This window comes from Cryptosporangium japonicum (genome assembly GCF_039524755.1).
Taxonomy (GTDB): domain Bacteria; phylum Actinomycetota; class Actinomycetes; order Mycobacteriales; family Cryptosporangiaceae; genus Cryptosporangium; species Cryptosporangium japonicum.
Map to the genome: position 1 here is coordinate 76,952 of NZ_BAAAGX010000005.1, position 19,562 is coordinate 96,513.

18 protein-coding genes, 2 tRNA genes, 1 other RNA gene and 1 pseudogene are annotated in these 19,562 nt (G+C 70.0%); 8 read left to right on the forward strand and 14 right to left on the reverse strand.

Annotated elements, in window-relative coordinates; all coding sequences use genetic code 11:
• Positions 1 to 27 precede the first annotated feature (27 nt).
• On the reverse strand, positions 28 to 573 hold the full coding sequence (locus tag ABD437_RS04570) for a TetR/AcrR family transcriptional regulator (RefSeq protein ID WP_344647530.1): 546 nt from the start codon (positions 571 to 573) through the stop codon (positions 28 to 30).
• Here ABD437_RS04570 and ABD437_RS04575 point away from each other — a divergent pair.
• A pseudogene (locus ABD437_RS04575) lies at positions 529 to 1,356 on the forward strand (FAD-dependent monooxygenase); the annotation flags it as partial. The gene ABD437_RS04570 and the pseudogene ABD437_RS04575 sit on opposite strands and share 45 nt — an antisense overlap.
• On the opposite strand, the gene ABD437_RS04580 reads toward ABD437_RS04575, so the two are convergent.
• Positions 1,346 to 2,932 (reverse strand): xylulokinase, encoded by a 1,587-nt coding sequence (locus ABD437_RS04580; protein WP_344647473.1) that lies wholly within the window; start codon positions 2,930 to 2,932, stop codon positions 1,346 to 1,348. The pseudogene ABD437_RS04575 and the gene ABD437_RS04580 overlap by 11 nt on opposite strands.
• A complete protein-coding gene (locus tag ABD437_RS04585) occupies positions 2,929 to 5,304 on the reverse strand; it encodes an aminotransferase class III-fold pyridoxal phosphate-dependent enzyme (RefSeq protein ID WP_344647474.1) in 2,376 nt (791 codons plus the stop codon). The genes ABD437_RS04580 and ABD437_RS04585 overlap by 4 nt, the downstream gene beginning before the upstream one ends.
• 93 nt (positions 5,305 to 5,397) lie before the next feature.
• On the opposite strand from ABD437_RS04585, the gene ABD437_RS04590 reads away from it, so the two are divergent.
• From ABD437_RS04590 to ABD437_RS04610, 5 genes are all read left to right on the forward strand, one after another.
• Positions 5,398 to 6,558: a PucR-like N-terminal domain-containing protein gene (locus tag ABD437_RS04590; RefSeq protein WP_344647475.1), complete on the forward strand. Its 1,161-nt coding sequence runs from the start codon at positions 5,398 to 5,400 to the stop codon at positions 6,556 to 6,558.
• Positions 6,559 to 6,607: 49 nt separating this feature from the next.
• Positions 6,608 to 6,895 (forward strand): YiaA/YiaB family inner membrane protein, encoded by a 288-nt coding sequence (locus ABD437_RS04595; RefSeq protein WP_344647476.1) that lies wholly within the window; start codon positions 6,608 to 6,610, stop codon positions 6,893 to 6,895.
• Positions 6,896 to 6,957: 62 nt separating this feature from the next.
• Positions 6,958 to 7,467, forward strand: a complete 510-nt coding sequence (locus ABD437_RS04600) for a GNAT family N-acetyltransferase (RefSeq protein ID WP_344647477.1) — start codon at positions 6,958 to 6,960, stop codon at positions 7,465 to 7,467.
• Positions 7,468 to 7,476: 9 nt separating this feature from the next.
• Positions 7,477 to 8,841: an amidohydrolase family protein gene (locus tag ABD437_RS04605; protein WP_344647478.1), complete on the forward strand. Its 1,365-nt coding sequence runs from the start codon at positions 7,477 to 7,479 to the stop codon at positions 8,839 to 8,841.
• A gap of 81 nt (positions 8,842 to 8,922) precedes the next feature.
• Entirely contained in the window at positions 8,923 to 10,500 is a 1,578-nt protein-coding gene (locus ABD437_RS04610; protein ID WP_344647479.1) for a methyl-accepting chemotaxis protein, read from the forward strand.
• Between the two features lie 167 nt (positions 10,501 to 10,667).
• Here ABD437_RS04610 and ABD437_RS04615 read toward each other — a convergent pair whose 3' ends face one another.
• The 4 genes from ABD437_RS04615 to ABD437_RS04630 all read right to left on the reverse strand — a co-directional run bounded on the left by ABD437_RS04615 (position 10,668) and on the right by ABD437_RS04630 (position 13,197).
• On the reverse strand, positions 10,668 to 11,840 hold the full coding sequence (locus tag ABD437_RS04615) for a hypothetical protein (RefSeq protein WP_344647480.1): 1,173 nt from the start codon (positions 11,838 to 11,840) through the stop codon (positions 10,668 to 10,670).
• A gap of 267 nt (positions 11,841 to 12,107) precedes the next feature.
• A tRNA-Ala gene (locus ABD437_RS04620) sits at positions 12,108 to 12,180 on the reverse strand.
• Between the two features lie 73 nt (positions 12,181 to 12,253).
• Complete coding sequence (locus ABD437_RS04625) at positions 12,254 to 12,811, reverse strand: YqgE/AlgH family protein (RefSeq protein WP_344647481.1); 558 nt, start codon at positions 12,809 to 12,811, stop codon at positions 12,254 to 12,256.
• Positions 12,812 to 13,002: 191 nt separating this feature from the next.
• Positions 13,003 to 13,197 carry a CsbD family protein gene (locus ABD437_RS04630; RefSeq protein ID WP_344647482.1) on the reverse strand — a complete coding sequence of 65 codons (195 nt, stop codon included), beginning with the start codon at positions 13,195 to 13,197 and terminating at the stop codon, positions 13,003 to 13,005.
• An 80-nt stretch (positions 13,198 to 13,277) separates the two neighbouring features.
• Here ABD437_RS04630 and ABD437_RS04635 point away from each other — a divergent pair, with 80 nt between their 5' ends.
• Positions 13,278 to 14,084 (forward strand): S-methyl-5'-thioadenosine phosphorylase, encoded by an 807-nt coding sequence (locus ABD437_RS04635; RefSeq protein WP_344647483.1) that lies wholly within the window; start codon positions 13,278 to 13,280, stop codon positions 14,082 to 14,084.
• A gap of 4 nt (positions 14,085 to 14,088) precedes the next feature.
• On the opposite strand, the gene ABD437_RS04640 is transcribed toward ABD437_RS04635, so the two are convergent.
• Both ABD437_RS04640 and ABD437_RS04645 read right to left on the reverse strand, forming a co-directional pair.
• A tRNA-OTHER gene (locus ABD437_RS04640) sits at positions 14,089 to 14,161 on the reverse strand.
• A 233-nt stretch (positions 14,162 to 14,394) separates the two neighbouring features.
• Positions 14,395 to 14,901, reverse strand: a complete 507-nt coding sequence (locus ABD437_RS04645) for a MarR family winged helix-turn-helix transcriptional regulator (protein WP_344647484.1) — start codon at positions 14,899 to 14,901, stop codon at positions 14,395 to 14,397.
• Between the two features lie 114 nt (positions 14,902 to 15,015).
• On the opposite strand from ABD437_RS04645, the gene ABD437_RS04650 reads away from it, so the two are divergent.
• Positions 15,016 to 15,558 (forward strand): pyridoxamine 5'-phosphate oxidase family protein, encoded by a 543-nt coding sequence (locus ABD437_RS04650; protein ID WP_344647485.1) that lies wholly within the window; start codon positions 15,016 to 15,018, stop codon positions 15,556 to 15,558.
• Positions 15,559 to 15,594: 36 nt separating this feature from the next.
• Here the strand turns inward: ABD437_RS04650 and ssrA are convergent.
• The 5 genes from ssrA to ftsE form a co-directional block, all read right to left on the reverse strand.
• Positions 15,595 to 15,966: a transfer-messenger RNA gene (gene ssrA / locus ABD437_RS04655) on the reverse strand.
• A gap of 22 nt (positions 15,967 to 15,988) precedes the next feature.
• Complete coding sequence (gene smpB, locus ABD437_RS04660) at positions 15,989 to 16,465, reverse strand: SsrA-binding protein SmpB (protein WP_035848832.1); 477 nt, start codon at positions 16,463 to 16,465, stop codon at positions 15,989 to 15,991.
• Between the two features lie 65 nt (positions 16,466 to 16,530).
• The gene (locus ABD437_RS04665) at positions 16,531 to 17,757 is read right to left on the reverse strand and encodes a peptidoglycan DD-metalloendopeptidase family protein (protein WP_344647486.1); all 1,227 of its coding nucleotides are present in this window, start codon (positions 17,755 to 17,757) and stop codon (positions 16,531 to 16,533) included.
• Between the two features lie 117 nt (positions 17,758 to 17,874).
• On the reverse strand, positions 17,875 to 18,756 hold the full coding sequence (ftsX, locus tag ABD437_RS04670; protein WP_344647487.1) for a permease-like cell division protein FtsX: 882 nt from the start codon (positions 18,754 to 18,756) through the stop codon (positions 17,875 to 17,877).
• Between the two features lie 53 nt (positions 18,757 to 18,809).
• A complete protein-coding gene (gene ftsE / locus ABD437_RS04675) occupies positions 18,810 to 19,490 on the reverse strand; it encodes a cell division ATP-binding protein FtsE (protein ID WP_344647488.1) in 681 nt (226 codons plus the stop codon).
• Between the last annotated feature and the right edge of the window lie 72 nt (positions 19,491 to 19,562).

Sequence of the window (19,562 nt, forward strand, 5' to 3'; positions counted from 1 at the left end):
TCGCGAACCGCGATCAATCCGCATCACTCAGTGAGAATCGGGATTACTCCACGTACCCAGGGCCACTGCCGTGGCGCGCTCCACCGCGGCCTGCACCACGGCCGGCTCCGGCAGGTCGTCCAGATCCTCGAGCAGTACCTGCAGCGCGGCGGTCACCGCGCCGGTGAACGCCCCCACCATCGCGGCCGCCGTCACCTCGTCGAGTTCGGCCGGGAACTCCAGCGCCAGACTCCGGGCGATCTCGCGGGTCACCTCGGACTGGATCTGCAGGCCGCGGCCGCGCACCGCGGGCACCGTCCGCACCAGGTAGAGCCGCAGTGCGGCGTACCGGCTGCTCAGATCGTCGCTGTCCTCCCCCACGATCCGGAGCGCGCGGAGCAGCACGTCGACCGGACCGTCGCCCGGACCGCGACCCTCGATCGCCTCCTTCGCCGCGCGCAGCCGCGCGTCGGTCTCGGGGAAGAGCAGGTCCTCTTTCGTCGGGAAGTAGCTGAAGAACGTGCGCGTGCCGATCTCGGCCGCCGCCGCGACGTCGGCGATCGTCGTCCGCTCGTAGCCGTGCCGCTCGAACACCTCGCGGCCGTGCTCCACCGCGCGGCCCGCGACGACGCCGAGTTCGTCTTCGGCGACACGATCACCGCACTCCACGAGGACGCCGCGGGAGTCGACGTGTCGTTCCGGCGCGGTACGTCCCGCCGGTTCGACTACGTGATCGGCGCCGACGGTCTGCACTCGACCGTCCGCCGGCTGGCCTTCGGGCCGGAGGAGCGGTTCGTGCACCACGCCGGGCTCTACATCGCGACGCTCGTGCTCGGGGGCGCACCCGCCGAACCGCACGACGTGATGCTCTACAACCAGCCGCGACGCCTGGTCGCACTGCACCCGGCCCGGGGCGAGGCGGGCGCGGCGTTCATCTTCCGCGGCCCGGCGCGGCCCAGTTCCGAGTACCGCGATCTCGAGCGTCAGAAGCAGATCGTCACGACGGTGTACCGCGACGCCGGGTGGCGGGTCCCGCAGCTGCTCGACGCCGTCCGAAACGCTCCGGACCTGTACTTCGACGCGGTGAGCGCGGTCCGGTTACCCCGGTGGTCGACCCGCCGCATCGCGCTGGTGGGCGACGCGGCCTCGTGCGTGTCCCTGCTCGGCGACGGGTCGAGCCTGGCCATGGCCGGCGCCCACACGCTGGCCGGCGCACTAGCCGGCGGCGGCGGGTTCGCCGCCTACGAGGCCGAACACCGCACGCTCACGAACCCCAAACAGCGCCGGATCGCCCTGGCCGCCGGCCTGCTCGTACCGAAGACGGCACTGGGCCTCGCGCTCCGCAACACCACCGGCCGCCTCCTCGTCAGGCGTTGAGGCGGCGGTAGACCGGGGCCAGTTGTTTGTGGAGGGTGCGGTACGAGGCGAAGAGGTCGTCGTAGATCGCGCGCTTGGCGGCGTCCGGGGTGAAGCAGTGGTCGTTGCGGGCCAGGTCGCCGATCTCGGGGAACGTGACCATCCCGGTGCCGACCGCGCCGATCCAGCCCGCGCCGCGGGCGTTGACCGCGACCGGCCGGGCGTCGCGGCGGATCTCGACGCCGAGTACGTCGGCGAAGATCTGGCACCAGGCGTCCGAGCGGGCCCCTCCCCCGGTGATCACCAGCGACGACACCGGCGCACCGAGGAACTTGTCCACCGCGGCGCTCAGCCAGCGGGTGTTGAACGCGACCCCCTCGAACACCGCGCGCAGCAGGTCCGACCGGTTGGTGTCGAGCGAGATGTTGAAAAAGCCCGCCCGGAGCTTCGGATCGTCGACCGGTGCACGCTCGCCGTAGAGCCACGGCGTGTAGACGACGCCGTTCGCGCCCGCCGGCACCGTCGGCAGGATCCGGTCGAACGCGTCGAAGATCGAACCCTCGTCGCGGCTGACGTGCCCGGCCCCGACCAGCGGGTCGTCGTACTCGACGATCTTGTCGCGCAGCCAGGTGAGGTTCGCGCCCGCGGTGGCCTGCAACGCGGTCATCAGGTACCGGTCGGGCACCGCGCACGGCACCGACGCGATCTGCGCGAACACGTCGGTCTTCTTGCGGCGGACGTGCGCGGCGATCCACGACGACGTCCCGATGTACAGGTGCGGCTGGTTGTCGGCGACCGTGCCGGCCCCGACCGCGGCGGCCGTGTTGTCGATCGCACCGGCCACGACCCGGGTGGCGAGCGGGAGCCCGAGATGCGCGGCGGCCTCGCGGGACAGCTCCCCGATCACCTCGGTGCAGGCGACGATCGGCGGGAACTTGTCCCGGTCGATGCCGGATCCGGCGACCAGCCCGGCGTCGTAGTGGATGTCTGCGGGGTTCCGGTTGTCGGTGACCCAGGACGTGAGGATCGAGTCGACGGTCGCGACCGTCCGGCCGGTCAGCTTGAGGTTGATCCAGTCCAGGACGTTGAGGAACGACACCGTGCGCTCGTAGACCTCGGGCAGCTCGTCGCGGACGTAGAGCATGTGCGCGGCCGGATCCTTGCCGGTCGTCGACGGCATGCCGCCGGTGAGCCGCAGCCAGCGCGGGATCCGGCGCACCGCGATGCCGTCCATCGCCGGGAACCCGGCGAACTGTTTCTTGAGGTGCCGCGCGCCACGCATGTCCAACCAGGTGATGCACCGGGTCAGCGGTTCGCCGGCCGCGTCGACCGGGATCGTGCCCTCGCCCTGGGTGGAGGAACAGATCGTCGTCACGGCACGCAGGTGGTCCGGGTGGGCGCGGCCGAGGTCCGCGACGACCTCGGCCAACGCGTCCCACCAGTCCCGCGGATCCTGCTCGGCGCCGCCGCCCGGCAGCACGTGGAGCTTGACCTCGCGCTCGGCCCAGCCGGTCACGGTGCCGTCGGCCGCCACCAGCGCGGCCTTCATGCCGGAGGTGCCGAGATCGATCGCCAGCACCTGCGGTTCTCCGGTCACACGCCCTCCACCAGGGAAAACACCTGCTCGAACCGGCCCAGGGCGTCGTCGATGACCTCGTCGGTGTCGGCCATCGACGTGTACATCCGCGACCCGGCGAGCGTGATGATGCCGTGCGCAGCATAGGCCGCGCTCATCTGCTCCATGAGCCGCTTACGCGGCTTGTTCTCCTTCAGGAGCTTCACCGGGTGACGCATGTCGAGCAGCATCACGCCGCTGACTTCCAGGTGGACGATCGAACCCTGGTTGTAGGCCACGTACGGCAGACCGAAGTCCCCGATGAGGCGCTGCAGACCCCGGGTGAGGCGGTCCCCGGCCCGCCCGGCCTTGACCGGGGCGTTCGTCCGGGCCATCTCCTCGATCGCGAAGTAGCCGGCCGCGCAGGAGAGCGGGTTCGCGCTCAACGTGCCGCCCACCTGCACGTGGGAGCCGTTCTTGCCGTCCAGGCCGGAGCCGAACACGGCCATCACGTCGGCGCGGCCACCGACGCCGCCGGCCATCGGGTAACCGCCGGAGACGGCCTTGCCGAGCACGGTGAGGTCGGGCGTGACGCCGAAGTACCCGGACGCTCCGCCCATTCCCAGCCGGAACCCGGTGACGACCTCGTCGAAGATCAGCAGCGCGCCGAACTCGTCGCAGAGCTCGCGGACCTTCGCGTTGTAGTCCTTCGGCACCGGGCGGGTGCCCGACTCCGGGCCGACCGGCTCGACGATGACCGCGGCCGTGCCGCCCCGGGCCCGGTTCTCGATCAGCTTGCGCTTCAGAAGACGCAAGTCGTGCGGGAAGGCCTCGCGGGTGCTGTTCGTGGCCCCGAACGGGATGCCCTTCGCGTTCATCCGGTACGTACCCGGCACGCGCAGGCCGTAGACCATCGTGTCCGACCAGCCGTGGTACGCGCCACCGACCTTGATCACGACGTTCTTGCCGGTGAACGCGCGGGCGCCGCGCACCGCCGCCATCACCGCCTCGGTGCCGGAACCGAGCGAGCGGTACATCTCGATGTGCGGCATGTACGTGTGGATGATCTCGGCGAGTTTGAGCTCGTACTCGTGGAAGAGGCCGGTGACCGGACCGGACCTGGTGATGACCTCCGCGACCTTCTCGTTCACCGGCGCGTAGTTGCTGCCGAGCAGGGTGGGGCCGCCGGCCTGGAGGAAGTCGATGTAGGTGTTGCCGTCGCGGTCGGTGAGGTAGGCGCCTTCGGCCTTCTCGATCGCCAGCGGGAACGGGTAGTTGAAGGCCAGGTTGTGCTGGACGCCGCCGGGGATGCGCGTCTTGGCGCGGTCGGTGATCTCCTTGCTGGCCGTGCACTTGGTCTCGAAGTAGTTGAGGACGTCGAGCATCGCGTCGTGACGCAGGCCCCGGACCGGCTGGGCGACCAGCGCTTTGAGGCGCCGCATCGTGTCGGGGACGTCTGGGTAGGCGCTGATCGCGTAACCGAGGTCGGCGACCGTCTCGTCGGGCGTCTCCGCGGCGCGGGGGGCCGGGGTGGGCTCGGAGGGAGCGCCGACCGGGTCGTCGCCGGCGGCCGACGCCAGGTCGGCGATCGCGCCGATCGGGCCGGTCCCGGCCGGGCCGGTCGCCGGCTCGGACGCGTCCGGGTGCTGGAGCGCGGCCGAGCCCGCGAGCTCGGGGGTGCCCACGCTGGGCAGGTCCTCGCCGTCGGGCACCCGGATCGGGGTCACCGCCGCGGTGATCTGCGCGGCGATCTTCTTCTCGTCCTTGCGCAGCTTGGTGAACGCGACCTCCCTGATCGCGTCCGGAATCGTGTAGATCTTGCCCGACTCGGTGGTCAGCGCGAGCAGGTACGCGAGCGACACCTTCTCCAGCAGCGCCATGTTGAACACGGCACGATCGGGGTCGGTGCCGACCGCGATGATCCCGTGGTTCGCGATGATGAACGCGTTGTCACCGCTCGTGACCTGCTTCTGCACCTTCTTCGCCAGGAACGACGTCCCCGACGGCGCATACGGGATGATCGCGACTTTGCGCCCGAGGAACCGCACCTGCTCGTCGGTGAGCGCCGGGATCTCCTTGCGCAGGAACGCCAGCGCCGACGCGTACGGCTGATGCGTGTGCACGATCGCGTTCACGTCCGGCCGCTCGCGGTAGATGTTCGCGTGCATGCCGCACTCGATCGACGGTGCCAGGCCCGACGCGTCGTCGTCCGGAAGCGGTTTGCCGTCGAAACCGACCAGGCAGATGTCCTCGGGACGCATCTTGTCGTAGTCGTAGTTGCTCGGCGTGACCGCGTAACAGTCGTGGCTCGGCACCCGGACCGAGACGTTGCCCTCGGTGGCCTTCAAGTACCCACGTTCGAGAAGGGTGCGGCACATGTCGACGACGTGCTGACGCGAGCGCAGGTGCTTCATCGGGCCTCCCGGAGTCGTGTTCCTCATCCTGGCGGTACCGGGGAGCGAAATCTCCGTCCCCGGATCAGTAGGTTTTCGGGCACGATTTAGCACGTGGAGATAGATACGCCGTGGCGACGCCTGCCGCCGGACCTCGCCACCGCGCTGCGGCCCCGCTTCGAGGAGACCGTGCGCGAGATCGCCGACGCGGTGACCGCGGCGTCGCCGGCGTTCCGGGGCATCTCCGACCCGAAGTTCTCCCGCGACGTGAACACCGCGGTCACCGTGGCGCTGGGGCGCTTCCTCGACCTCGCCGGGACGGAGTTCCCCGCGCTTCCCCTCCAGACCCGGGCGGTGTTCGTCGGCCTCGGCGCCGCCGAAGCCCGCGAGGAGCGGGGGCCGGACGTGCTGCTCGCGGCGTTCCGCACGGCCGCGCGGCTGATGATGCGGGCCTGCGGGGAGGCGTTGGCGGAGTTGCGGCCGGTCAGCGCGGCCGAGCTGATCGACCTGTCGGACGCGATCACCGCGTTCGTCGACGAGTTGTCGGCCGGCAGCACCGAGGGGTACTCGCGGCAGCTGCGTGAGCAGGCCGGCGAGGGTGACCGGCTCCGCCGCCAGTTCGCGGAGCTGCTGCTGCGCGGCGGAGCCGCCGAGAGCGTGGTGCGGAGCGCCGCGGCCCGGATCGGATGGGCCGGGTCGCCGGCGATCGTGCCGGTGCTGCTGCCGCTGGACTCGGCCCGGGAGGCGCGGTTCCGGTTCGGCGCGTCCGGGATCGTGGTCGAACGGGACCGCGACGCGCTGCTCCTGCTGCGCTCGGGCACCCGGGCCGCGCTCAGCGAAGCGCTGGCCGGCCGTTCCGCCGTGGTCGGGCCGTCGCTGGCCTGGGAACGCACCCCCGAGGCCGTGCACCTCACCGAGCTCACCGCCGCGCTGCTCGACGGGCGCCCGGAACCGGCGTTCGTGGAGGACCACCTGGCCACGCTGGTGCTGCGCGGAGAGCCCGGCGCGCTGGCCGTGCTGCGGGCCCACCGGCTCGCTCCGCTGGACCAGGTGCGCCCATCGCAGCGCGAGCGCCTGTTGACGACGCTGCACAGCTGGCTGCGGCACTGGGGTGCGCGTAACGAGGTGGCGGCCGACCTGTTCGTCCACCCCCAGACCGTGAGTTACCGGCTCAAGCTCCTCCGCGATCTGCTCGGTGACGCGCTCGACGATCCCGGCGCCCGCTTCGAACTCCTCCTGGTCCTCGCCGCCGGAGCCCAGGCCACCCGCCTCTGAGTAATCCTGCTCATGACGACGAAGGCGCTGGTCACGGAGCATTTTTGCCATGACGAACCCCCTCCAGCGCAAGATCACGACCGGCTTCTTCCTCCAGGCCGGTATCTCGTTCGGCGTCGCCGTGATCGCGACCGGCGCCGCCGTGGTCAACCTGCCGGTCGGCCCGTGGCCGCGGGCGTTCCTGGCGCTCAGCCTGCTCTACGTCGTCACGGCGACGTTCACGCTGGCCAAGTGCGTCCGCGACCACCAGGAGTCGACCGAGGTGGTGAGCCGCGTGGACCAGGCCCGGATCGACAAGCTTCTCACCGAACACGACCCGTTCGCGTCGACGCACTGACCGGCCCACGTCCACCCGGATTGGACTGCGTGAACCCCCGGCGGGTTCGCGAGACTGTGCGGGTGGACGAACTACGCACCGATCGGCTCCGCCTCCGCCGCTGGCAGCCCGACGACGAGCCCGCGATGGCCACGATCAACCGCCATCCCGACGTCGGCCGGTACCTGAACCGCCCCGTCGACGAGGCATCGGTGAACGCGTTCTACGGCGTGATCGTCGACCACTGGGAGACGCACGGCTTCGGCCCGTGGGCCGTCGAACACGAGGGCGAGTTCGTCGGATTCGCCGGTCCGGCCCACGTGCCGCCGTTCCTGGCCGAGGCCGGTCCCGCCCCCGAACTGGGCTGGCGCCTGCACCCGGACGTGTGGGGGCTGGGGCTCGCCACCGAGGCCGCGACCGCGGCCAGGGACGACGCCTTCGAGCGGCTGGAGCTGCCCGAGATCATCTCGATCATCCACCCGCAGAACACCCGGTCACAGCGGGTGGCGACGAAGCTCGGCCTGACCCGCCACCGGCAGATCCACAACCCCGCACTGGGCATCTCAACGGACATCTGGCTCGGCCGGGCCTAATCTGCACGGGTGGACGTCGACACGCTGATCCGTAACACCACGATCGTCACGATGGACGCCGAACGGCGCATCGTCACCGACGGTGCGATCGCCTGGTCCGGCGACCGCATCGTGGCCCTCGGAAAAACCGCCGACGTCGACGTGACCGCGAAGACGACGATCGACGGGCGTCGTTTCCTCGTCACCCCCGGCTTCGTGAACGGCCACGTCCACCTCACCGAGGCCCTGCTCAAAGGCTTCATGCCCGAAGCACTGCCGTTCGACGAGTCGCTCTTCACCTGGGTGATGCCGCTCTACGAGGCCCACACCCCGGCCGAACAGCAGGCCGCCGCCCGGCTGGCCGCACTCGGCATGATGCGCACCGGCACCACCACGTTCCTGGACGCCAGCACCACGGTGGCCCTCGACGAGGTCTTCGAAGCGGTGGAGCCCACCGGCCTGCGCGGGCGGTTCGGCCGCTGGCAGCAGGACCGCGCGTTCGGACCGGACGGCCAGCTCGAGGCGACCGACGCCGCGCTCCGCTCGCTCGAGGCCGACCTGGCCCGCTACCCGGGCGGCAGCGGCCAACGCCTGGCGGCCTGGCCGATGCTCGTCGGCCACAACACCAACACCGACGAGCTGTGGCGCGGCGCCAAAGCCCTGGCCGACGCCCACGGGGCGGGCATCTCGGCGCACCTGAGCCCGGCCCCGAACGACGCCGAGTGGTTCGTCGCGAACACCGGCCGGCGCCCGGTCGAGCATCTCGCGCACCTGGGCGTGCTCGGGCCGAACCTCAACCTCGTGCACATGGTGCACGTCGACGCCGCCGAGCTGGCCCTGCTCGCCGGGTCGGACACCAACGTCACGCACTGCCCGGCCGCCGCGCTGAAGGGCGGTTACGGGAGCGCAGCGGTGGGCCGCTTCCCGGAGATGGCCGCGGCCGGCGTCAACCTGGCTCTGGGTACCGACGGGTCCGACATCGCCGACATGATGAAACCGATGAACCTGATGGCCGGCCTGTTCAAGGACGCCCGGCGGGACACGTCGCTGTTCCCGGCGACGAGCGCGCTCGAGATGGCCACCGTGAACGGCGCCCGCGCGATGGGCCTGGCCGACTCGATCGGCAGCCTCGCCGTCGGCCGGAAAGCCGACGTCGTCCTCCACGACCTGGACCGGCCCGAATGGCGACCGCTGAACAACTACGTGCGTCAGCTGGTCTGGTCGGCGGACGGGCGGGGCGTGCACAGCGTCTGGATCGACGGCAGGCGCGTGGTCGACGACTACGTCTGCACGACGCTCGACGAAGAGAAGGTGCTGGCCGAGGCGCAGGCGGCCGCGGACGCGATCATGGGCCGCTCGGGCCTGCCGTACGTCTACGAATGGCCGGTTGTCTGACTCCTGGTCGCTTCCCCTCAGCAGTGCGACGCGCTGGCCGATGACTGATCGTCCGGTGAACGTCAAGAAGAGGCGACCCGAATGAGCTTCAGACACCGCATCAGCACGCGTTTGATCGTCGGATTCGCAGCGCCGTTGCTGATCCTGGTGATCGTCGGAGCGATCTCGTACCGGAACACGAACCAGCTGGTGTACACCGGTAGCCGGGTCACCCACACCTACCAGGTGCTGGACGGCCTGGACGACATCATGGACGCGGTGAAGGACGGCGAGACCGGTCAGCGCGGTTACCTGATCACCGGTGAGGACTCCTACCTCGCGCCCTACACCGCGGCGAGCGACAGCGTCGGTTCACGCATCGACAAGGTCGCGTCCCTCACCGCCGACAACCCCGTCCAGCAGAAGCGCATCGAGACGCTCCGGGCGCTCGTCGAGGCCAAGTTCGCCGAGCTGAAAGAGACCATCGACCTGCGTCGGAGCAGCGGTTTCGCAGCCGCGCAGCGCGTCGTGCTGGAGAACAAGGGCAAAGCGGTGATGGACCAGATCCGCTCGGTGCTGGACGCCATGAGTTCCGAGGAGTCGGCCCTGCTGGGCGCGCGGGCGAAGACCACCTCGGACACCGCGACCCTCTCACGCACGTCGATCATCGTCTCGATCGTGGTCGCGCTGGCGCTCGTCGTCACGCTGGCCCTGCTGATCAGCCGCAGCATCCTCCGGCCGCTGCAGGCCCTGACCACGCGGATGGCCGACATCGCCGACGGCGAAGGCGACCTGACGAGCCGCGTCGACGACACCCGCCGCGACGAGTTCGGCCCACTGGGCAGCGCGTTCAACCGCTTCGCGGAGAAGATCGCACGCTCGGTACGCGAAATCGACCACGAGGCCTCACGCATGGCCGCCGCCGCCGGCTCGGTCGCCGAGGCCGCGACACGCATCTCCAGTACCGCGGCACGCACCTCCCATCAGGCCAACGCGGTCACCGACTCGGCCCGGGAGATGAGCGTGTCGCTGGAGACCGTGGCCGCCGGATCCGAAGAAATGGGCGCGTCGATCGGCGAAATCTCCGCCAACGCGAGCGACGCCGCCCGCGTCGTCTCGGAAGCCGTCTCGGTCGCCAACTCCGCCAGCGAGACCGTGAACGAACTCGGCACCTCGTCGGCCGAGATCAACAACGTCATCCAGCTGATCACCGCGATCGCCGAGCAGACCAACCTGCTGGCCCTGAACGCGACGATCGAAGCCGCGCGGGCCGGCGAGTCGGGCAAGGGTTTCGCGGTGGTCGCCAGCGAGGTCAAGGACCTCGCCCAGGAGACCGCGAAAGCCACCGAGGACATTTCCCGGCGGGTGGAGAGCATCCAGGGCAATGCGACCGCCGCCACCGCGGCGATCAACCGGATGAGCGAAATCGTCGTGCGGGTGAACGACTACCAGACGACGATCGCGGCGGCCGTGGAGGAGCAGACCGCGACGACGAGCGAGATGTCGCGCGGGGTCACGATGGCGTCGGGGAGCACGAGGGAGATCACCGACAGCCTCGGAGACGTGGCCGCCGCCGCGGTGGAGACGACCCAGGCGTTGGATGGCGCGTTGCACTCGATCAACGAGTTGAACGAGATGAGCGCCGGCCTGAAACGCATCGTCGGCCAGTTCAAGTACTGACCCGCGAACCGAATCGCCCGGTTCAGGGCCCGGGGTGATGATGGCCAGCCGTACGCGCCCATTCCGTGGCCAGCTTCCGGTGAGCTGCGTCGTCCGTTCTCGCCGCCAGCGCCCGGAGGTCGCCGGTCGCCTCAGGCCGGCCTTCCAGCCAGACAGCAGCCACGGCATCACGAACCGAGTGCGGGGAATCGACTGCCGCGGCGATCACTACTTCGGCGGTTTCGTCCCGGAACGCCTCCACGGTCGGCACGTCGACGCCCGTGCCGCGAAGGTGCCCTGCCATCAGCGCCCTGCCCAGCGGCGTCAACACCGTCTGCCCAGCGTCGAGGTCGACGACGCCGAGGAGTGTCAACGCCTCCAGCGCGCGCCGAGCGTCGTGATCGCAGGACTGGCGCCATGGCGTGTCCATCTCGCCAACGTCGGTGAACCAGCTTGCGGGCGCTCTTCACCGGCAACAAACGCCCTTTGACGACCCGCACGATTCGCGCGACTCGGGCCCAAGCCAGCACGATCGACGTTTCGTACAGCTCGTCGCTGCTCTTCGTCGTGACCGTTCGTTGCCCGATCCGCGGGTCGATCACGTCAGCCAGCCCCAGGAGGCTGATCACCTCGCGGGCATCGGCGAGGCGGAGGCGGCCGGTCGCCGTCAAGACGCGCCCGTCGCCGACCCACTCGACGAACTCGACGAGACGGTTCACCATCCGCGACTTCGCCGCCGCCGCCCGCAACTCGTCGTTCGGCCGGAGCGCCACCACGGGCAGCGGCGGAGGTGACTCGGCGTCCATCCGCTCGAAATGGCCAACCATGACCTGCTCGAGAAGTACCTCGTCCACCTCGACACGGCCCGCGCGTACGTCGTCGATGAATCGCTGGGCGGCTTCCGGGTCAGCCGGGTCTACGCCGGCGTCGAGCATCCGCAGCGACCAGAACTTCGCCGGTCCGTACCGCGCCGGGTCGGCCATCGCCCGGTCGAAGTCGTCCGCCAGCGCGTCGAGCGCGGCATGCAGAACCTCGGGCTCCGCACCCCGGGCGTCCGCGAGGCCGCGCTCGTGCAAGAAATCGAGGAACCCCCGCACCGTCGGGAGGACCATTGCCCACTCGTCGGCGCGCATCGTGACCGCGCGGGGAAACCACTCGCACAGCAGCAGACCGAGATCGTCCGGCTGCCAGCGGCCGAGCAGCCCGTCCCCCTCCGACCACCGGTGCTCGACCATCGCCTCGACCACGAACGGATCAGCCGACGCCCGGCTCCGCCCGGCCCAGCGCCCGAACTCCGCGACCAATCGATCCCGAGCTGGGTAAAAGACCTCCTCCGGCGCGTGCGTGTAGACCATCCGCATGCCGCCGCACTCTACGGTCCGCTCGCACGACACGGAGGCCCGAGGCACACCGGGCAGTGGCGCCGGGCCCGGCGAGTTGGCGTGCTCCCCTACCCAATGCGCTCGCCGAGAGCCGCGGACTTTACGACGCACCGAGACCGCGCTGTCGCTGACTCCGGACGCCCTGATCACGGTGATCGACTCCGCCGGTGAGAACGCGGAAATGACGAACGCCCTGGCCTACTCGACGACACGAGTGACCAGGGCGTTTGTTCCGACCCGATGGGGTGGAGCTGAGGGGACTCGAACCCCTGACCCCCACACTGCCAGTGTGGTGCGCTACCAGCTGCGCCACAGCCCCGTCCGGCCCGTTCCGGACCGACTGCTGAATAGTACACAACCAGCGGACGACGTCCGAACCGGGCCACCCGCCCTCAGTTGAGCTGGGGGTCGGCCGGGTAGAACGCCAACGCGGCCAGCATGCCGCCCTGCCGGCGCAGCACCATCGACCACAGGTCTTCCGGCTGCGGCATGAACGCGTCGCCCGGCAAGGCGTCCAGGACCAGCCAGGCGCCCTGCTCGATCTCCGTCTCCAGCTGGTCGGCGTCCCAGCCGGCGTACCCGGCGAACACCCGCAGGCGGTCCAGCGAACCGTTGAACGCGTCGGGGCTGGCGGACAGGTCGACCGTGCCGACGACGCCCTCCACCCGGCTGAAACCGTCGGGCGAGGCGCCCGGACGCACCCGCGCCAGGCAGATCGCCGCTTCGGGCTGCACCGGGCCGCCTTCGAACACCACCTGGGGCTGCGCCGCGAAATCCTGCCAACCGTCGAGCACGTCTTCGACCTGGACCTCCGTGGCGCGGTTGAGAACCACGCCGAGCGCACCGCTGGGTTCGTGCGCGATGAGCAGCACCACCGAGCGCTCGAAGTTCGGATCCTTCAACGAAGGTGAGGCGACCAGGAGGCGCCCCGTCAGGTCTTCCGAGGGCATGCCCGTGATCATGCCGAACCACCCCCGCCGTCGTTCGCGCTGTCGCCCACGAGCGCTCGACGGAGCATGTCATTTTGTCGGGCGACACGCGAGCGTCTCGTCACACCCGCGACGAGTGCTTACCCACGGGGGCACCGTGAAACGCACAGCAAAACGCCGACCCCCCGAGGAGGGCCGGCGACGCTATGTGACTACTTCTTGAATGCGTCCTTGACGCTGTGAGCCGCGTCCTTGATGTGCTCACCGGCCTGCTTGATGCGGGACTCCGACTTGTCCGCAGCGCCCTCGGCCTGCAGACTCTCGTTGCCGGTGGCGCCGCCCCAGCGCTCCTTGGCCTCGCCCTTCAGCTCCTGAGCCTTGTTCTCGGCCTTGTCGTCGAAGCTCATTCCGGACTCCCTTCCGATGACTGATGGTTAGGTACCCCACCGCCGTAGCCCTAACCATCGAGGGACGTAAGGTCGGCCACATGACGACTGCGCGGCCGGACGTCGCCGTGATCGGAGGCTCCGGCCTCTACGCACTGCTGGACGACGTCGACGAAGTGACGCTGGACACGCCGTACGGAGCGCCGAGTGATCCGATCACGATCGGCACCGTCGAGGGGCGGAGCGTCGCCTTCCTCCCCCGCCACGGGCGGGACCACCGCTATCCGCCGCACCAGATCCCGTACCGCGCCAACGTCTGGGCGCTCCGCTCGCTGGGCGTGCGTCAGATCCTGGCGCCGTGCGCGGTCGGGGGCCTGCGCCCGGAGCTGGGCCCCGGCACGTTCGTCGTTCCCGACCAGCTCGTCGACCGCACGTCCGGGCGCGCCCAGACGTTCCACGACGTGGGTGCCGTGCACGTGTCGTTCGCCGACCCCTACTGCCCCACCGGCCGCGGGAAGGTGCTCGCCGAAGCCGCGGCCACCGAGGTCGACCCGGTGGACGGCGGCACGATGGTGGTCGTCGAGGGGCCGCGGTTCTCCACCCGCGCGGAGTCGCGCTGGTTCAGCGCGCAGGGCTGGTCGGTCGTCAACATGACCGGGCACCCGGAAGCGGTGCTGGCCCGCGAACTGGCCGTCTGCTACACGGCGGTGGCGCTGGTGACCGATCTGGATGCCGGGGTGGACGCCGGGGACGAGGTGACGCAGGAGGAGGTGTTCCGCGTCTTCGCGGAGAACACCGACCGGATGCGCGCGCTGGTGCTGCGTACCGCCGCCGCGCTGCCCGAGGAGCGCGACTGCCCCTGCTCGCACGCGCTCGACGGCATCACGATCGCGTTCGACCTGCCGTAGGGCGACTCGCTGGCCGGAGTCGAACCGGCGTCTCCCCAGAGATGCTCCAAGGGCTCTGTCCACTGAGCTACAGCGAGTGGTCCGATCAGTGTGGCGCATCGGCTGCGTTCCAGGGGCACTCTGCGTTCAACTCGCATCGCGCCGCGGCGCACGGCCACGGGCGCAGACACCACGCGCAGACCGCCCCGTCACCCGCGTCCGCCCGGACGTGCGGCGAGCGCCGCACCCACCTGGACCCGCACCGCACCGCCATGCCCGACCCCCCGAGAGGCTCCCGACGACGCGCTCGTTATAGCCACCCCCACCGACATCAGCGCGACGGTGTCGAGGTTTCCGTCTCTTCCGGGCGGACGCCGGACGGGCGCGGGGCCTCGAAGTCGGTGATGAAGCGGCTGAGCAGGTCGACGAGCTGGTGCACGTCGTCGGCCGGCCAGTGCTCGAGGACGGCGGCGAGGTGCTCGTCGCGCCGGCGTCGCAGTGCGGCCATCGTCTCGTGGCCGGCGTCGGTCGGCACCAGCACGCAGGCGCGCCCGTCGGCCGGGTCGGGCTGGCGTTCGACCAGGCCGCGCTCGACGAGCTGAGCGATCTGACGGCTCACCGTCGACGGGTCGGCGTGCACCGCCTCGGCGAGCGCACCGGCCCGCTGCGGACGCTCGGCCAGCGGAAAGAGAAGACCGTAGGCGGCGCTGGCGGCCTGCTGGGCCTTGTAGCGCACCATCGCCCGGCCGAAGCGGGCGAGCTGGCGACCCAGCTCGGTGACGGTGTCGTCAGGGGTGGCGGGCGCCTGCTCCGGGGCGATGGCGCTCGAGTCAGCCATGGGGGATGCGTCTCCTCGAACAAAAAGCTTGCTTGGTACAACTGTAGTGGTGTATGCGTGCGTCTGCCATCAGCTCGGAACGGTTCGGAAACCCGGACTCCGTACGCTGCCGCCGTGGAAGACCCGATGCACCTCGTGTGCGACTGGTTGGCGGCCTACGACAAGCCCCCGATGACACTGTCCACACTCGGCCCCGACGGATACCCGGACGCGCGAACCGTGCTGCTCAGCGGCGTCGACAGTGGCAGTGTGCAGTTCCACACCGACGCCCGTTCGCGGAAGGCGGCCCAGCTGGCGGCGGATCCCCGCGCCTCGGCGGTGGTCCTGCTGGACGGGCGGCAGATCGTTCTGGTCGGCGACGTCGAGCCGCTCGACGCACCCCAGCAGGCGTACCGGCGGCGGACCCGGTACCTCCAGGTTCTCGCCTGGGTGAACACCGACGAGCTCGCCGCGCGGCCGCCGGACGTCCGCCGGAGTACGTGGAAGCAGTTCGAGGCGGAGCACCCGGACACACTCGAGCCGCCGCCCACCTGGGCCGGCTACCGGCTGCGGCCGCACCGGCTGACGTTCTGGACGGCCGACGACACCGGCCCGAGCACCCGCGTCGAGTACACCCGCGACGGCGCCAGGTGGACCGCGCGGTCGCTCGCGGGATGACGAAAGCCCCGGCCGCTGGGGCCGGGGCTTTCGTCAGCGTGGAGGTGGCGGGAATCGAACCCGCGTCCACCGTCGCCTCAACAGGTCTTCTCCGGGCGCAGTTCGCTATGCCTCTACTTGGCTCCACCGGTCACGCGAACAAGCCGATGTGACGAGCCCAGCCACTGTGAGTTGTCCTAGTTCGTTCCGATAGCCGAACTAACTAGTGAGCCCTCTTGCTGATGCCAGGATCCGGGCCGAAGGCACTCCCGGTCTGACAGCGTTGCTCTAGCTTAGGCAGCGAGAGCGAACGCGCGCTGATCAGAGTCGGCGCTTAATTGGTTGCAACGCATGGTTTACGAGGTCATCGTTGCCTTCCTCGGCCCGCTTCCCCTGTCTCAACGTCCGGTGTCGAGACCAATCACCCCCTGGTCGGTGTTGCCCTTCCAGTCTAGCGCCGTCCCTTGAGATTGCGCCCGTAGGCCTTGGCGATCTCCCGGTCGGCGTCCCGCTTGGCCATGTCCTGCCGCTTGTCCCACGCCTTCTTACCGCGCGCCAGCGCCAGCTCGACCTTGGCCCGCCCGTCGGAGAAGTAGAGCGACAGCGGGACGAGCGTCAGCCCGCCCTCCTTGATCTTGCCGATCAGCTTCTCGATCTCGGCCCGGTGCAGCAGCAGCTTCCGGACGCGACGCGGCGCGTGATTGGTCCACGTACCGGCCACGTACTCCGGGATGTGGACGCCGTGCAGGTAGACCTCGCCGTCGTCGACCAGGGCGAACCCGTCGACGAGCGAGGCCCGACCGGCACGCAGCGACTTGACCTCGGTGCCGGTCAGCACGATGCCGGCCTCCCAGGTGTCGAGCACGGCGTAGTCGTGCCGAGCCTTGCGGTTGGACGCGATGACCTTGCGTCCGGTTTCCCGCGGCATCGACCCTCCTGCCTGTAAAAGATTCCGAACATCAATCTTACGGCGGGAGGCCAGACGATATTCCCTCAGAGGTACCCGAGCGGGTTCACCGGATTGCCGTCGACGCGTACTTCGAAGTGCAGGTGGTTGCCGGTCGACGCGCCGGTGGTGCCGACCAGGCCGATCGTCTCCCCCCGGCTCACCTGTTCCCCGGCCCAGACCAGGATCTTGGACTGGTGGCCGTAGCAGGTGGACAGGTTCCCGCCGTGGTAGATGCAGGTGTAGTTGCCGTAACCGCCGTTCCACCCGGCCCGCACGACCACACCGTCGGCCGCCGCCCGGATCGACGCGCCGGCCGGCGCCGCGAAGTCGGTGCCGGCGTGCAACTGCGCGCGACGGTAATAGGGGTCGAACCGCCAGCCGAAGTCACTGGACTTCCAGCCGGACACCGGCATCGACAGCTGCCCGGGGCGGGTCAGCATGCGCGGCCGGGAACCTCGGATGCGGGAGGTCCCGCCGCGTACCTGGCGCGCCGCCTCACGCAACGCCTGCCCGATCCGGTAGGACTCAGCGCGCGCCTCGTTGTACCGGGCCACGCTGGCCTGCCGCTCCTGACCGGCGACGTGGACGGCGTTGCGGCGCTGGGCCAGCAGGCTCTCCATCTCGGCCTGGGCGGTGAGCGCGGCGCTCTGCTCGGCGCGGGCCTCGCCGAGCGCGTGGCGTGCGGCGGCTCGCGCGACGTCGGCCTGCCGCTTCTGCTCGGCGACGGCCGCGCGTTCCTCGGCGAGGTCCTGGCGCCGCCGCTCCACCGCGTCGACGGCCCGGCCCTGCCCGCCGACCAGGCGCTCGACGTAGTTGAGCCGGTCGAGCAGGTCCTCCGGTCCACCGCCGGCTCCGAGCGCCGACAGCACCATGTACGAACGGCCCTGATAGGTCGATCGCACGTAGGTGCCGAGTTGCTCGCGCGCTGCCTCGACGGCCGCCTGCGCGGCGTCGAACTGCGCTTGGGCGACGCGCAGCGCACGGCCGGCGCGGGCCGACGCCCGTTCCGCGGAGGCGGCGCGGACCTGGGCCGCAGCGACCCGGCCCTGGGCCACGGCCACCCGGTTCTGCACGCCCGGCAGCCGCTGCGTGGTCTCGACGAAGGCCTGGGTGGCCGCTCGGGCCCGCTCGGTCGCGGTCTCCATGATCGCGGCGGCCCGCTCCATCGCACGCCGGGCCTCGGCCGGTGACGGGCCGTTCCGGGCACGCGCCCCCGGCGAGTCCACGAAAAGCGCCCCCGACACCGCGAGCACCACACAGACCGCGAACACGCGGCCACGTTCCACCCGCATCCCCACCCCCGCGCCACTGCTGACGACGGGAATTACGGTACGACTAGTCCGATTAGTTCACAAAAGTCACGGACCTACCGGCGCGTCACCCGGACGTCAGACCTTGACGTAGAAGCGCAGCGTCGTCCAACCCGTGATGCCGGCCGTAACCACCGCGACCAGCGCGAGGATCGGCGCGGTGACCGCGATCTCGCTCCACCCGATCGACGGCACGACGCTGTTCTGGCCGAGCGCCTCCAACGCGTCGTCGATGACGATCACCTTGGCGATCGCCAGACCGACCGAGGCCAGGATCGCACCGATCAGACCGGCGACGGCGGCCTCGAGGATGAACGGCAACCGCACGTACCAGTTCGACGCACCGACGAGCTTCATGATGCTGACCTCGCGCCGACGGCTGTAGGCCGCCACCTGGATCGTGTTACCGATCAGCAGGATCGCGGCGGCGCCGGAGACCAGCGACACCACCAGCGCGAGGTTCTTGACCGCGTCGATCGCGTCGAACAGACGGCCGACCAGCTCCTGCTGAGTGGACACCTGGTCGACGCCGGCTTCGGTCTTGTACTTCGCGTCGATGGCGTTGGCCTCGGAGGGGTCCTTCAGCTTGACGCGGAAAGACTCCGGCAGCGACTCGGGCTTGGTGTTCTCGACCAGGTCGGGAGAGTCCGCGAAGAGCTCCTTGAAGCGCTCGTACGCCTCCTGCTTGCTTTCGTACGTGACCGACTTGATCTCCGAGTCGCTCTCCAGCTTCTGCTGCAGGGCGTCCTTCTGCTCGGCCGTGACCGCGGTCTCCAGGAAGATCGTGATCTCCACCTGGGCGTACAGCAGGTCCTTGGTTTTGTTGACCTGCGTGTACAGCAACCCACCCGCACCGAGCAGCGCCAGCGAGATGGCCGTGGTGAGGATCAGAGCAACCGTCATCGTGACGTTGCGCCACAGGCCGGTCGCAGCCTCGGTCAGGACGAACTTGGCACGCATGGATTCCTCAGAAGGATGGAATGGGGGGCGCTAGCGCTCGGTGCCGGACGTGCTCATCCGTAGACACCGCGAGCCTGGTCACGGATGATCCGGCCGCGGTCGAGCTCGACCACGCGGCGACGCATCTGGTTCACGATGTTGGAGTCGTGCGTCGCCATGACGACCGTGGTGCCGGTGCGGTTGATCCGGTCCAGCAGACGCATGATCTCGATCGACGTGTCGGGGTCGAGGTTTCCGGTGGGCTCGTCGGCCAGCAGCACCAGCGGCCGGTTGACGAACGCGCGCGCCACCGCGACACGCTGCTGCTCACCGCCCGAGAGCTCGTGCGGGTACCGGTTCTCCTTGCCCTCCAGGCCCACCAGGCTCAGCACCTCGGGCACGACCCGGCGGATGACCGAGCGGGTCTTCCCGATGACCTCCAGCGCGAACGCGACGTTCTCCGCCGCGGTCTTGTTGGGGAGCAGCCGGAAGTCCTGGAACACGCAGCCGACGCTGCGCCGCAGCTGCGGGACCTTCCACGGGCGGATCGTCGCGACGTCCTTCCCGGCGACCAGCACCTGGCCGCTGGTGGCCGTGTCCTCCTTGAGGAGCAGCCGGATGAACGTGGACTTCCCCGAACCCGACGGCCCGATGAAGAAGACGAACTCGCCCTTCTCGACGTTGACGTTCACGTCGTCGAGGGCGGGGCGACGCGACTTCGGGTACGTCTTGGTCACGCGGTCGAGGGTGATCACGGTGGCCGAGTTTAGCCACACCGCCCGGGCGCTCAGGCCGGGCTACACAGCTCTCCTACGGTCTTGTTCAGA

Coding starts and splice junctions, on each gene's coding strand:
- ABD437_RS04585 (WP_344647474.1), bottom strand. CDS start 5,304: ATGAAGCACCTGCGCTCGCGTCAGCACGTCGTCGACATGTGCCGCACC.
- ABD437_RS04595 (WP_344647476.1), top strand. CDS start 6,608: ATGACGAACCCCCTCCAGCGCAAGATCACGACCGGCTTCTTCCTCCAG.
- ABD437_RS04610 (WP_344647479.1), top strand. CDS start 8,923: ATGAGCTTCAGACACCGCATCAGCACGCGTTTGATCGTCGGATTCGCA.
- ABD437_RS04615 (WP_344647480.1), bottom strand. CDS start 11,840: ATGCGGATGGTCTACACGCACGCGCCGGAGGAGGTCTTTTACCCAGCT.
- ABD437_RS04625 (WP_344647481.1), bottom strand. CDS start 12,811: ATGCCCTCGGAAGACCTGACGGGGCGCCTCCTGGTCGCCTCACCTTCG.
- ABD437_RS04630 (WP_344647482.1), bottom strand. CDS start 13,197: ATGAGCTTCGACGACAAGGCCGAGAACAAGGCTCAGGAGCTGAAGGGC.
- ABD437_RS04635 (WP_344647483.1), top strand. CDS start 13,278: ATGACGACTGCGCGGCCGGACGTCGCCGTGATCGGAGGCTCCGGCCTC.
- ABD437_RS04645 (WP_344647484.1), bottom strand. CDS start 14,901: ATGGCTGACTCGAGCGCCATCGCCCCGGAGCAGGCGCCCGCCACCCCT.
- smpB (WP_035848832.1), bottom strand. CDS start 16,465: ATGCCGCGGGAAACCGGACGCAAGGTCATCGCGTCCAACCGCAAGGCT.
- ftsX (WP_344647487.1), bottom strand. CDS start 18,756: ATGCGTGCCAAGTTCGTCCTGACCGAGGCTGCGACCGGCCTGTGGCGC.